Here is an 11736-nt window from a genome sequence, read left to right as displayed (position 1 = left end):
CACGGTCTCTCGACGAATGGTGAAGTCGACCAGCGGTCGCGTCGCGGCGTTCGCCGCTCGACGACGCGCGGCGGCGCCAGGGCGCCGCCGGACGTCTCCGGTCAGATATCGTCCTTGCGCTCCGGCGGCACAAGTCCCTCCAGGCCGCGCAGCAGGTCTTCTTCCGACATGCGGTCGAATTCGACGGCGCTGTCGTCCACCGCGTTGACCTCGGTGCCGCCCTGCTGTTGCTGTGAAGAGGTGTTGGGAACCATCGGCACGGCGTCGGCCTCCGGCTCGTCCACCTCGACGTATTTCTGCAGCGAGTGGATCAGGTCTTCCTTGAGATCTTCCGGGCTGACGGTCTCGTCAGCGACCTCGCGCAGCGCCACGACCGGGTTCTTGTCGTTGTCGCGGTCGATGGTCAGCGGCGAACCGTTGGAGATCATCCGGGCACGATGGCTCGCAAGCAGCACCAGTTCGAAGCGGTTCTCGACCTTGTCGATGCAGTCTTCGACGGTCACGCGCGCCATGGGAATTCTCCATAATCTGTTGTCGGCAAGCCGTGACATGTACTGTGTTGCACCGCCCAACGCAAGCCTCGCGCAAGGATGTGACACAAGATTGTTTTTAATCACGTTTCTGGAATTGCTTGGGTCCGCTGGCGAATCGCGGTGAAAATCGCGTTGAGTTCTGTTGCCGTTTCATGGAGAAATGGTGTAGTGGGAGTTGCATAACGGCGGCGACAGAAGCCGTCCAAAGCAAAGACGGGGTGCTTGCAGGATGATGCACCCCACGGGCACGGAAACCGGATGGGTAATCCGGGTTGCAGGTCGATCCGAAAACGGTTCTGGGCACAGCCTATTCTCATGCGCGGCGGGCGAAACCGCGCATCAGGGTCGCTCATTATAATCGACGGGGACAATGATCCTCGCGGGCCGTTGATTGTCCTGTGTTACAGCGAAAGGTATTCCAAAAGATGTTCGATCCGCGTGAGAAGGTTGCCTTATTTATTGATGGAGCGAATTTGTATTCAACGGCGCGAACCATTGGTTTCGACATCGACTACAAGATGCTCCTTCAGGAATTTCAGAAGACCGGATACCTTCTTAGGGCGTATTATTACACAGCCCTGATCGAGGATCAGGAGTATTCGTCCATTCGTCCGCTGATCGATTGGCTGGACTACAATGGCTACAAGGTCGTGACCAAGCCTGTGAAGGAGTTTGTCGACTCTTCCGGCCGCCGCAAGATCAAGGGCAACATGGACATCGAGCTTGCCGTCGATGCCATGGAGATCGTCGAGCATGTCGATCACATCGTGCTGTTCTCCGGCGATGGTGATTTCCGCTCGCTGGTCGAGGCGCTGCAGCGCAAGGGCCGCAAGGTGAGCGTTGTCTCTACCCTGCAGACCCAGCCGCCGATGATCGCCGACGACCTCCGTCGCCAGGCGGACCATTTCATCGATCTCGCGACCCTGGCCAAGAAGGTCGGCCGCGATCCGGCCGAGCGTCCGTCGCGTCCGGCTCCGGCACGCCGGGCCGAGGTCGAGGAAGACGACGACGAGTATTGAACCGGGAATGTCGTCTTCGGCTTTGCTCAAGCTTCCGGATCCCGGGCGGGACTGTCCGTCCTGCCCGCGTCTGGTGGCGTTCCGCGAGACCCACCGGGCCCTCAGCCCGGACTGGCATAACGCGCCGGTGCCGACCTTTGCGGCACCGCGCCCGCGCCTGTTGATCGTCGGCCTTGCGCCGGGACTGCGCGGCGCCAACAAGACCGGACGTCCCTTCACCGGCGATTATGCAGGTGACCTGCTCTACGAGACGCTGACGGATTTCGGCTTCGCGCGGGGGCGTTATCAGGCCCGCCCGGACGACGGGCTGGAGCTCGTCGATGCGGCGATCACCAATGCGGTGCGCTGCGTCCCGCCGGAGAACAAGCCAGTCGGCGCCGAGATCCGCAATTGCCTTCCCTATCTGAGCGAGACCATCGAGGCGCTGCCCTCTCTGGTCTGCCTGGTCGCGCTGGGGCGGATCGCCCATGACGCGACGCTGTCGGCGCTTGGCGTTCGCCGTGCGGCGTATCCGTTCGGGCACAATGCACGGCATGATCCGCGCGCGGGACTGGCGCTTTTCGACAGCTATCACTGCTCCCGCTACAACACCAATACCGGGCGACTGACGCGCGAGATGTTTCGCGATGTGTTCGCGGCTGTGCGCGCCGAGATCGACGCCGCGTCCTAGCTCTCGCCCGCGCCCGCCTCGCCGGGCATGTCGGCGGCGAACCAGCCGGCAGGGCCCAGATGGTCCTGCGGCTGGAAACGGGCCTTGTAGTCCATCTTCGGCGAGCCCTTCACCCAGTATCCCAGATAGACATAGGGCAGGCCGAGCCCGCGGGCTCGCTCGACATGGTCGAGGATGAGATGGGTGCCAAGGCTCCGCTGGCCGGCATCCGGCTCGAAGAACGAATAGACCATCGACAAGCCGTCGCCCAGCCGGTCGGTGAGCGCGACGCCGAGCAGCGGTCCTTCGCCGCGTCCGGTGATGAACGTGTCGGGGCCGCGCTTGCGGTACTCGACCAGCATCGTTTCCACGTGAGTGTCCTCGATCATCATCGCGTAGTCGAGAACGGTCATGTCGGACATGCCCCCGCCCGCGTGGCGGGCGTCGAGATACCGGCGAAAAAGATCGTATTGCTGCGAGGAGGGGGCCGGTTCGCTGGCGGTTGCGACGATATCGGCGTTGCGGGCCCACAGGCGGCGGAAGGAGCGGGTCCAGCGGAAGTCGTCGACACGGATGCGGATCGATACGCAGGCACGGCAATTCTCGCAGGCCGGGCGGTAGGCGATGTTCTGGCTGCGGCGGAAACCACCTTGGGTCAGCACGTCGTTGAGCACCTGCGCCTTGGAGCCGACAAGATGCGTGAAGACCTTGCGCTCCTGCTGTCCCGGCAGATAGGGGCAGGGCGAGGGGGCAGTCAGATAGAATTGCGGTGTGTCCGTCGGATGTCGGGTCAATGCCGTCCTTTCCGCTCAGCGCTTCTCACAGCATTGCGAAACCATAGTATATGGGCGCAACAAATGTGAAGGTAAGCCAAAGAAGCAGCGCAAGCGGCGTTCCCGCGACAAGAAAATCCGAAAATCGGTAATGGCCCGGACCCATGACGATCAGGTTGGTCTGATAGCCGATCGGCGTGGCGAAGGAGCAGTTGGCGGCAAAGATCACGCAGGTGACGAAGGCCTCCACCGGCAAACCGGTCTGCACGGCCATGTTGACCGCGATCGGGGTGAACAGCACCGCCGTGGCGTTGTTCGACAGAAGGTTGGTGAGCAGCATCACCAGAAGGAACAGCGCCGACAACATGATCATCGGCGGCTGCCCCTGGAGCTGAGCGACCAGAAGGTCGGCGATCGCCTTGGCGCCACCGGTCACTTCCAGCGCGCTGGCGGCGGCGATCGAGGCGCCGATCAGCATGAAGATGCGGCTGTCGACGGCGCGCAATGCCTGGCGGACGTTGAGGCAGCCCGACAGAACCATGGCAAGCGTTGCCGCGATGGAGGCGGTGACGATCGGCACTAGGCCGAGGGCGCTGACGGTGACCATGATCGCGAAGATCGCGAGCGCGCGCGGGGCCAGCCGGCGCGGCGGAACTTCGGCTGCCGACCAGTCGAGCAGCAGGACATCGCGGTTCTTGCGCAGCCGCTGGATGTCGATGGCCGTTCCCGCGACGAGCAGCACGTCGCCCGGCTCCAGCCGGATTTCCGTCATTGCCATGCGCGGCATGCGCGAACGCCGCTGCACGCCCATCACCACGCAATGGGTTTCCGAGTGGAAGCCGCTCTGCGAGATGGTGCGTCCGGAAATGCGCGAGGCGGGCGCGACGACCACTTCCGCAAGCGTCAGCGAACGCTGCTGCGGGGCGCCGTTCTCCGTGTCGGAGGCGTCGTCGCCATCGGTGGCCATCAGCGGCCGGCGCTGCGACAGGGCGGCGGTCAGGGCGGTTCGGGTGGCGGCGACGATCACCGTGTCGCCGGGCATCAACGTGACATTCTCGAAAGGCGGCAGGATCGGCCGCTCGCCGCGTTGCACCAGACGCACCGTCATGTCCTTGAGCGCCGGGAACAGCCCGGCGACCGAGGTCACGCCCTCCAGCGGATGGCCGCTGTTGATGGCGATCTGGGCGATGAACTGCTTGCCGGACGAGACCTGCAACTCGTCCGCCATAGAGCGGCGCGGTTTCAGCAGGTAGGGCATGACGAACAGCACGTAGACGCTGCCGACCGCGGCCAGGATGACGCCGATGCCGGTGAAGCTGAAGAAGCCGAGCTTCAGGTCGCTCGTGCGGGCCGCCACGTCGGCGACGAGAAGGTTGGTCGACGAACCGATCAGGGTGGTCATGCCGCCAAGGATCGCGATGAAGGAGAGCGGCATCAGCAGGCGGCCGGCCGACTTCCCCTGGGCCGCGGCCACCGCCGAAAGGATCGGCAGGAACATCACGACGACGGGGGTGTTGTTGAGAAAGCCGCTGATCACCGCGACGGCGATCAGAATGGGCGCGGCGGCCAGCGCCGGCCGTCGCCGTGTCGCATCGACGATGATCTTCGCCGGGCGCTCCAGCGCGTCGGTCTGGAACAGGCCCTGGCCGACGATCAGCAGGCATATGACGGTGACGAGTGCCGGGTTGGCGAAGCCGGCAAGCAGCTCGCTCGGGCCGATGGTGCCGCCGGTCGCCGGTTCGAAAACACTGAAAATAAGGAGAAAGGCGACGACGGATCCGAGCGCCACCGCTTCAAGGGCGACGCGTTCCAGTGCATAAAGCACAATGGTGAAAACGATCACCACGAACGTGAGGATCATCGCGGGATCGGCTGGCAGCATACGTCGGGGCCCATCTCCTCAAACGGATCGCACGCCGTTCAGGCGGGCGGCGCGGCGTGCGCTCGACCCCATTTGTACCGGTCCCCGACCGTTTCGCAAAGCGGCAAACGGGCACGCGCGCCCGGTGCGCGGGAGAATGATTTTTCGTGAACCCGCGATTTGCCGTCAGTTCATTCCGCTGTCGCGGTTGATGACCACGGTGCCCAGCACGATGTCGTGCAGCAGGCGCTTCTCGCCGTTGAAGAAGGTGGCGAGCAGCAGCACGGGAATGGTGATCGAGAACCAGGACAGCAGCGCGTGCATGCCGGCGATCAGCACGTCCGGCCGCTTGCCGGAGACCATCCGCATGGTCAGCCCCATGGTGCGCATGCCCGGCGTCGCGCTGTTGGCGCCGCCCAGCGTGAAGGCGACATAGGCAAGCGCCACCGCCGGCCACAGGATCGGCATCAGCAGCCAGCCAAGGCCGAAAGTGAAGATGCCCAGGACGCCGACCAGCAGTCCGGCGAGCGCCGTCAGCGCGACAATCAGCACGGCGTCGATGAGGAAGGCGAAGATCCGGTTGGTGCGGACATTGGCGTAGAGGCGCGGATCGTCGAACCCGGCCGCCGGACGGGACAGGAAGTCGGTTTCAGGCGCGTTCTGCATGGTGTCCTTTCGCGGTTGCATGGGGCTCACGTGGGCATTGCCGCGCGGAATTTCAAATCGGGCGCGGCAGGTCGCCGCTCAGATGCGCGATTCGCCGAGGTCGAGCATGCGCACCGAATGGCCGGCCTGCTCAAGCGCCTCGTGGATGCGGCCCGCATGGTCGCGGTCATGGGTTTCCATGGTCACGTCGAGTGTCGTTCCCTTGGCCGGGACGTTGAGGAACAGCCGGTGGTGCGAGACTTCCAGGATGTTGCCTCCGAGCCGGCCGATCAGGGTCGAGATCTCGCCGAGGATGCCCGGTCGGTCGGCTGTGGTGATGCGAATCGACAGGAGACGCCCTTCGCGCGCCAGCTCACGCACCATGATCGAGGAGAGCAGGCGCGGGTCGATATTGCCGCCGCACAGCACGAGGCCCGTCTTGCGGCCGGCGAAGCGCTCAGGATGGGTCAGAAGCGCGGCAAGGCCGGCAGCGCCCGCACCTTCCGCCATCGTCTTCTGGCGGGTGAGATAGGCGTTGACCGCCCGCTCCAGCGCCGCTTCGTCGACAAGCAGGATGTCGTCGACCGTGCGCCGCACGATCTCAAGCGTCAGCTTGCCGACATTTTTCACCGCGATGCCCTCGGCCAGCGTCGCGCCGCCGCACGTGACCTTGCCGCCGCGCAGCGCGCCGACCATCGAGGGATAGAGCGCCGCCTCGACGCCGATCACCTCGATGCCGGGTGTCAGCGCCTTGGCGGCCGTCGCCATGCCGGAGATCAGCCCGCCGCCGCCGATCGGCACGACGAGGCAGTCGAGATCCGGCTGGTCGGCGAGCATTTCCAGCGCGATCGTTCCCTGTCCGGAAATGATCGCCGGATCGTCGTAAGGATGCACCCAGACGAAACCTTCATCCGCGGCGATGCGCTCTGCCTCGGCCTGCGCGTCGGCAAGCATCTCGCCGGCGAGCACCACCCGGGCTCCATAGCCGCGCGTCGCCGCGACTTTCACGAAAGGGGTTGGTTCCGGCATGACGATGGTCGCGGGGATGCCGAGTCGGGCCGCATGATAGGCGACCGCCTGGGCGTGATTGCCGGCCGACATGGCGATGACGCCGCGCCGGCGCTCCTCGGGCGTCAGTGCATGCAGCTTGACCAGTGCGCCGCGTTCCTTGAACGCGTTGGTGACCTGCAGGTTCTCGTATTTGACGAAGACCTCGGCGCCGGTGAGTTGCGAGAGTTTCGGCGCGGGCAGGCAGGGCGTGCGCATCACCGCCCCCTCGATGAGGCTGGCGGCGCGGGTGATCGTGTCCAGCGTGACCTGCATTGGGGCAACCTGACTGGGAGAAGGTTGCCCCAACTGCCATCAAGCCGGGATCATTTGCAAGCTCAGGATGGTGGAACCGACCATCAGCCCGGCCAGTGCAATGCGCAGTCCTTGCAGGAAACGGCCCGAGCCGCTGCCTTGGCGTAGCCAGCCGCCCGCCAGGAGCCACAACCCGTTGAGAAAGCCGCCGAGCAGGAGGAAGGTGAGCGAGAGGACGAGTGCGTCGAGAAAGTAGCGCTCGGCGGAGACGAACTGGCTGATCCCGGCGATCTGCATCGCATAGGCCTTCGGGTTCAGCGGATGCACCCAGAACCCGCGCAGGTATCCGGGGATCCGCTCCATCGCACGGCCGCCGGCGCCGTTGCTGCGCAGGATCGTCCAGGCGAGATACAAAATGTATCCCATGCAGGCCCAGCGCAGCACCTGGAAGACCTGTGGCGCGCTTTGCAGCAGCGCGAAGAGCCCGGCGACATTGAGCCAGAAGATCACCTGGAACCCGCTCATCGTGCCGGCCATGAAGGGCAGGGCGGGTCGCGCCCCGAAAGCGAGGCTGCTGGCCATCAGCGACATGTTGGCGGGACCGGGCGAGCCGACCATCGCCGCGACAAACAGGGCCAGCAAACCGAACTGGGCGACCGGCATCAGCATTTCGGAAGACATTGTCTCGAACCTTGCAGGGTGGGAACGGCCGTCGGGCCGTCCGGTTGGATTGTGCCAGGTCAGGACAATTGAATTGAAACAATCAGTGGTACAATGATAACATTGTGCTCATGACAATATTCTCGCAACTTGCCGACGAAGGCGCGGTTCCCGGCGCCCGCGCTCTCGAGCAACATCTTCGGCGCGGCATCGAGGACGGGCGGTTGGCGCCAGGCGAGCGCCTGCCGCCGATCCGCGAGGCCGCCTGGAAGCTCGGCTGCGCGCCGGGCACGGTGGCGCGCGCCTATCGCGGGCTTGTCGCGGCGGGGCTGGCCCATGGCGAGGTCGGCCGCGGCACATTCATCGGCGGGGGCGATCGAAAACTGGCCTTTCCTCAGGCGCGCGGGCAGGCGAGGCAGCCGGACTCGGCACGGGACCGCCCACTTGCCGATTTCAGCGTCAATGGGTTCCTGATGGAGGATGCCGGTCCGCTGCTGACCCGGGCTTTGCAGCAGACGACCGCGATGGTCGCCGGACACTCGGTCTCGCTCGCCTATCGCGGGGTCGAAGAGGATGGCGGTGAGCGCGAAGGGGCAATCCCCTTCCTGTCACGCTGGCGGGAGGGCCTGGCGGTTGACGAGATCGTCGTCACCGCCGGGGCGCAGGCAGCGCTTTCGGCCGTCTTCCTCGCGTTGCAGCAGCCGGGCGGCGGCATTGCCTGCGATGCGCTCACTTATCCGGGCGTGATCGGCGCGGCCGCCGCGATCCGCGAGCGCCTGCTGCCCCTGCGCATGGACGAGGACGGCATGGATCCGGATGCGCTTGACGCGCTCTGCCGACGTTCGTCCGTCTCTTGCGTCTTCCTCATGCCGGCGGTGCAGAACCCGACCGGTCGGACGATGCCGCTGCGCCGCCGCGAGCTACTGGCCGAGGTCGCCCTGCGACACGGCGTTCCCATCGTCGAGGACCAGGTCTACGGCTTTCTTGAGCCGGATCGGGTGCCGGGCTTCTCGCATCTCGCACCGGACACGACAGTCCTTGTCACCGGCCTGTCGAAATGCGTGGCGCCGGTGCTCCGGGTGGGCTACGTCGCCGCGCCCCGGCCGCTTGCCCGCAAGGTGATGGCGGTACAGAACGCGCTCAACCTCATGGTCTCGCCGATCCTGACGCAGACCGCCGTCCGCGTTCTCGCCGATCCGGAATTCGAGGCGCGGCTCGCCCGCCTGCGACGGGGGCTGGTCCGCCGCGCCGATCACGTCGCGGGGGCGTTTTCCGATCTCGACCGGATGCGGCTGGCGGGCGGGCTTGCCTGGCTGCCGGTGGGAGAAAACTGGACGGCGGACGGGTTTGCAGCCGAGGCAGAGACCGCCGGCATCCGCGTGTCGCCGGCGCGGTTCTTTGCGGTCGAGCAGCGCGCCGCCCCGCAGGCGGTGCGGCTCTGCCTTGCCTCCGTCCCTGATGAGACGACGTTTCGAACGGCGATCGCCGAGCTCGCGGCCCTACGCGACGCCCGCCCGCCGATGGCCGGCCTTGTCCCGTAGGGGATTGACGTCAGGTCCACAATGAATGGTCGGCGGCGATATCGGGGGGCGTTCATCGGCGACAAGAAATAGGCAGGATATTCTGCCAAATTGATTGCGAATTTCTCGGAATGGAGTCAATTTCATCATTGGGTCAAAATGAATTTTCCATTTTGACCCTGCGGGCTTTTGCAAAATATGGATTTCGCGCAGTTTTAAGCGTGGTCACATCGGGAGATGATGTGAATTTTAGCTGTTCAGAACAAGAATAATGGAGTGGAGGGGCAAATGAACCGGCTTTTACTTAAGGAAGATAAATCTTATCACATTGACCCGTCGAAGCCTCTTGGGGGAGACGGCCTGACTGGGGAAACCGCATTCAGTTCGCTGCCAGAGGCCTATGCGCATCTGCAGGAGAACGTAAGTCTCGGGGGGCGGACGGTGACGTTTCTGCTCGCGGACGGTGTCTATTCGCAGGGGCTTACGGTTGCTCCCGGAGCGATCGGTGGCGGCGAAATCCACGTGCATGGCAAGAACGAGGGCGGGGCGAAAATCGAAGTCGCCGACGGAGGAGGAGTGGTCAACACCAGCTCCATCAACCCCGTTGCCGTTAAGAACATCTGGCTGCCGAGTTGCAGTGCCTACTATGCCGCCCAGATCATTGTCCTGGCGGGAGTATCGTTCACCGACTCCTACCGCGTGGACAAGAAAACCGGAGAACGAAAAAAAGCGGATCACATGTCCGCGACGTATCTAGGATTGATATTCGTCAAGGATCCGTATGCCATCAGGGGCACGTGCGACACGCATATTCACGCCTACACGGGCGGGATCATCACGATCGACGACAGCACGCAGATATGGCCGGACGGCGTCAGCGACATGACGCGCTTCATCGGCGTGGCGGACGGGTCAGTCGTGGCGCGCAACATCTATGTTCACGGCAACTTCAATTGCCATACCTACCTCGTTCACAAGAACGGCTTCGCCGACCTCGAGAGCGCACATTTGCCCGGAACCGGAAGGATCGTTCAGACCGGAGGTGTCGTCACCTGACGTCACGGCTCCTCATCCGTTCTGCCCGATCTTCCTGAAACGGGAGTGAAAGCGATCGGATGACTGCCTGAGCTGCGTTCCCCGGCGATCGTTTCGTCGGGGACGTCACATCTGTCAGTGCTGTAAGCGGCTGTTCATCCAGGAGGCGCTGGCGCAAATATCGCGTCGTCGCGATGTTGTCACGGTCACGATAGACGCTTGCTTCATGGAAGGAGGGCGGGCCTGTCTGCTGGAAACGAGAACAGGCCAACTGGTCGCTCAATCCGTTCTAGAGCAAACCATCCGCCAGCAACTCGCGGGTGCGTTTCAGCGTCGAGCGGAGGGCGGCCTTGTAGCCCTGGTCGCTGTCGAACCGCGCCTGTTCGGCGTGCTCCTCAGGGCCGTTCGGCTCTTTGCCACGCAGGCCGATGTAGCAGTAGAACCGAATTTGCAGTTCGCCGGCATCATCCTCGAACAGTTCGTTGATGATCGCGCCTTCGCGTGGCCCGGTCGCCTGGAAGAAGGTGACCCTGTGTTGCGGTTCGAGCACGATGATCTCGCGCAGATCGGCGCCGGCGATCGTGGCGTCACGGACGAAAAGCGTCGCGCTTTCCTCGGAGACGTCGCATTTGGTGCACAGGCCGGGCGGGAGGAACAGCCGGGCGTCGCGCGCTTTCAACTCGAGGCCCTTCCATACCTGCTCGCGGGTGAGCGGGGTTTCGCCTTCCGGGTTCACCGGAATGGTGGCGGTCGAATAGATCATGTTGGTGGCCCTTGTTCAGGAGAGGTTGGACGGTCAGCCGGCGATCTGTGCCACGTAATCGTGGTAGGTGCGCAGCGGGCGGCCGAGCAGCGTGGCGAGCCGGTTCACATCGCCGGCCTCGGGCAGCATGCCGTCGCTCAGGAAGCGCTCGGCCATCAGACGCATGTCGAACGCCATCCAGCCGGGCATGAACTGGCGCATGTTCTGCTCGAACCCGGCGGTGTCCTCGCCCGGATAGGCGACCGTGCGGCCGAGAATGTCGCTCCAGATGGCGGCCGTGCTTGCGCCGGTCAGCGTGTCCGGGCCAACCAGATTGATGCGTGTGAGCGGGAGCGGGGTGGGCGACTGTTCGCGCCGGATCAGCTCGATCGCGGCGATCTCGCCGATGTCGCGTGCGTCGATCATGGCGAGGCCCTTGTCACCGATCGGCATCGGATAGATGCCATAGCCGGTGACCATATCCTTGATCGTGATCTCGTTGTCCATGTAGTAGGCGGGGCGCAGGATGGTGGCGTTCATCCCCATCTGCTCGATCATCCGCTCGACGCCGAACTTGCCCGCGAAGTGCGGCACGTTGACGTAGATGTCGCTGTGGATCACCGAGAGATAGACGATCCGCTCGATCTTGGTCTCGCGGGCGACGTTGAGCGCGATCAGCGCCTGGGTGAATTCATCGGCGACAACGCCGTTCAGCAGGAACAGCGTGGAGACGCCGGTCATGGCGCCGCGCAGCGAGGCGACGTCGAGCAGGTCGCCCTGGACGACTTCGACGCTGTCGGGGAAACTTGCCTTCGACTGGTCGCGGACGAGAGCGCGCACATCCGCGCCACGCTTCACGAGTTGTTCGACAACATTGCTTCCGACATTGCCGGTCGCGCCGGTCACGAGAATGGTCATTGGGGTCACTCCTTGAGTAGGGCCGATTGGCTGTTCTCAAATTAGTGATCCATATTCCTGCCACTAGCCGCTATATCTG

General features: G+C 64.2%; 12 protein-coding genes. 4 read left to right on the top strand and 8 right to left on the bottom strand.

Translation table 11 applies throughout. The features are described from left to right. Positions 1-101 precede the first annotated feature (101 nt). Positions 102-512 carry a DNA-directed RNA polymerase subunit omega gene (gene rpoZ / locus RBB46_RS04155; protein WP_306027617.1) on the bottom strand — a complete coding sequence of 137 codons (411 nt, stop codon included), beginning with the start codon at positions 510-512 and terminating at the stop codon, positions 102-104. Between the two features lie 446 nt (positions 513-958). On the opposite strand from rpoZ, the gene RBB46_RS04150 reads away from it, so the two are divergent. Both RBB46_RS04150 and RBB46_RS04145 read left to right on the top strand, forming a co-directional pair. Continuing rightward, the gene (locus RBB46_RS04150) at positions 959-1552 is read left to right on the top strand and encodes an NYN domain-containing protein (RefSeq protein WP_306027616.1); all 594 of its coding nucleotides are present in this window, start codon (positions 959-961) and stop codon (positions 1550-1552) included. Positions 1553-1559: 7 nt separating this feature from the next. Beyond that, a complete protein-coding gene (locus RBB46_RS04145) occupies positions 1560-2222 on the top strand; it encodes a uracil-DNA glycosylase (protein ID WP_306027615.1) in 663 nt (220 codons plus the stop codon). Here RBB46_RS04145 and RBB46_RS04140 read toward each other — a convergent pair. The 5 genes from RBB46_RS04140 to RBB46_RS04120 form a co-directional block, all read right to left on the bottom strand. Beyond that, positions 2219-2995: an arginyltransferase gene (locus RBB46_RS04140; protein WP_306027614.1), complete on the bottom strand. Its 777-nt coding sequence runs from the start codon at positions 2993-2995 to the stop codon at positions 2219-2221. The two genes, RBB46_RS04145 and RBB46_RS04140, sit on opposite strands and share 4 nt — an antisense overlap. 25 nt (positions 2996-3020) lie before the next feature. Beyond that, positions 3021-4856: an SLC13 family permease gene (locus RBB46_RS04135; RefSeq protein ID WP_306027613.1), complete on the bottom strand. Its 1836-nt coding sequence runs from the start codon at positions 4854-4856 to the stop codon at positions 3021-3023. A 165-nt stretch (positions 4857-5021) separates the two neighbouring features. Next, positions 5022-5522 (bottom strand): RDD family protein, encoded by a 501-nt coding sequence (locus tag RBB46_RS04130; RefSeq protein ID WP_306027612.1) that lies wholly within the window; start codon positions 5520-5522, stop codon positions 5022-5024. A 57-nt stretch (positions 5523-5579) separates the two neighbouring features. Continuing rightward, positions 5580-6803, bottom strand: coding sequence for a threonine ammonia-lyase (locus RBB46_RS04125; protein ID WP_306027611.1), 1224 nt, complete (start codon positions 6801-6803; stop codon positions 5580-5582). A gap of 39 nt (positions 6804-6842) precedes the next feature. Beyond that, positions 6843-7463: a LysE family translocator gene (locus tag RBB46_RS04120; RefSeq protein ID WP_306027610.1), complete on the bottom strand. Its 621-nt coding sequence runs from the start codon at positions 7461-7463 to the stop codon at positions 6843-6845. A gap of 110 nt (positions 7464-7573) precedes the next feature. Between RBB46_RS04120 and RBB46_RS04115 the strand changes: the two genes are divergently transcribed. Continuing rightward, on the top strand, positions 7574-8983 hold the full coding sequence (locus RBB46_RS04115) for a PLP-dependent aminotransferase family protein (RefSeq protein ID WP_306027609.1): 1410 nt from the start codon (positions 7574-7576) through the stop codon (positions 8981-8983). A 267-nt stretch (positions 8984-9250) separates the two neighbouring features. Then, entirely contained in the window at positions 9251-10018 is a 768-nt protein-coding gene (locus tag RBB46_RS04110) for a hypothetical protein (RefSeq protein ID WP_306027608.1), read from the top strand. Between the two features lie 268 nt (positions 10019-10286). Here the strand turns inward: RBB46_RS04110 and RBB46_RS04105 are convergent, their stop codons facing one another. Further along, positions 10287-10760 (bottom strand): AtaL-like protein, encoded by a 474-nt coding sequence (locus RBB46_RS04105; protein ID WP_306027607.1) that lies wholly within the window; start codon positions 10758-10760, stop codon positions 10287-10289. 33 nt (positions 10761-10793) lie between these two features. Beyond that, the gene (locus RBB46_RS04100; RefSeq protein ID WP_306027606.1) at positions 10794-11657 is read right to left on the bottom strand and encodes an SDR family oxidoreductase; all 864 of its coding nucleotides are present in this window, start codon (positions 11655-11657) and stop codon (positions 10794-10796) included. Positions 11658-11736: the final 79 nt, after the last annotated feature.

Source organism: Stappia sp. MMSF_3263 (assembly GCF_030733745.1).
GTDB lineage: Bacteria > Pseudomonadota > Alphaproteobacteria > Rhizobiales > Stappiaceae > Stappia.
This window is presented reverse-complemented; position numbering and strand designations above follow the sequence as displayed.

What these genes read in the sequence shown, in the direction of transcription:
- RBB46_RS04105 (WP_306027607.1), bottom strand. Translation starts at nt 10,760, where the DNA reads ATGATCTATTCGACCGCCACCATTCCGGTGAACCCGGAAGGCGAAACC.
- rpoZ (WP_306027617.1), bottom strand. Translation starts at nt 512, where the DNA reads ATGGCGCGCGTGACCGTCGAAGACTGCATCGACAAGGTCGAGAACCGC.
- RBB46_RS04130 (WP_306027612.1), bottom strand. Translation starts at nt 5,522, where the DNA reads ATGCAACCGCGAAAGGACACCATGCAGAACGCGCCTGAAACCGACTTC.
- RBB46_RS04100 (WP_306027606.1), bottom strand. Translation starts at nt 11,657, where the DNA reads ATGACCATTCTCGTGACCGGCGCGACCGGCAATGTCGGAAGCAATGTT.
- RBB46_RS04110 (WP_306027608.1), top strand. Translation starts at nt 9,251, where the DNA reads ATGAACCGGCTTTTACTTAAGGAAGATAAATCTTATCACATTGACCCG.
- RBB46_RS04125 (WP_306027611.1), bottom strand. Translation starts at nt 6,803, where the DNA reads ATGCAGGTCACGCTGGACACGATCACCCGCGCCGCCAGCCTCATCGAG.
- RBB46_RS04120 (WP_306027610.1), bottom strand. Translation starts at nt 7,463, where the DNA reads ATGTCTTCCGAAATGCTGATGCCGGTCGCCCAGTTCGGTTTGCTGGCC.
- RBB46_RS04145 (WP_306027615.1), top strand. Translation starts at nt 1,560, where the DNA reads ATGTCGTCTTCGGCTTTGCTCAAGCTTCCGGATCCCGGGCGGGACTGT.
- RBB46_RS04115 (WP_306027609.1), top strand. Translation starts at nt 7,574, where the DNA reads ATGACAATATTCTCGCAACTTGCCGACGAAGGCGCGGTTCCCGGCGCC.
- RBB46_RS04135 (WP_306027613.1), bottom strand. Translation starts at nt 4,856, where the DNA reads ATGCTGCCAGCCGATCCCGCGATGATCCTCACGTTCGTGGTGATCGTT.
- RBB46_RS04150 (WP_306027616.1), top strand. Translation starts at nt 959, where the DNA reads ATGTTCGATCCGCGTGAGAAGGTTGCCTTATTTATTGATGGAGCGAAT.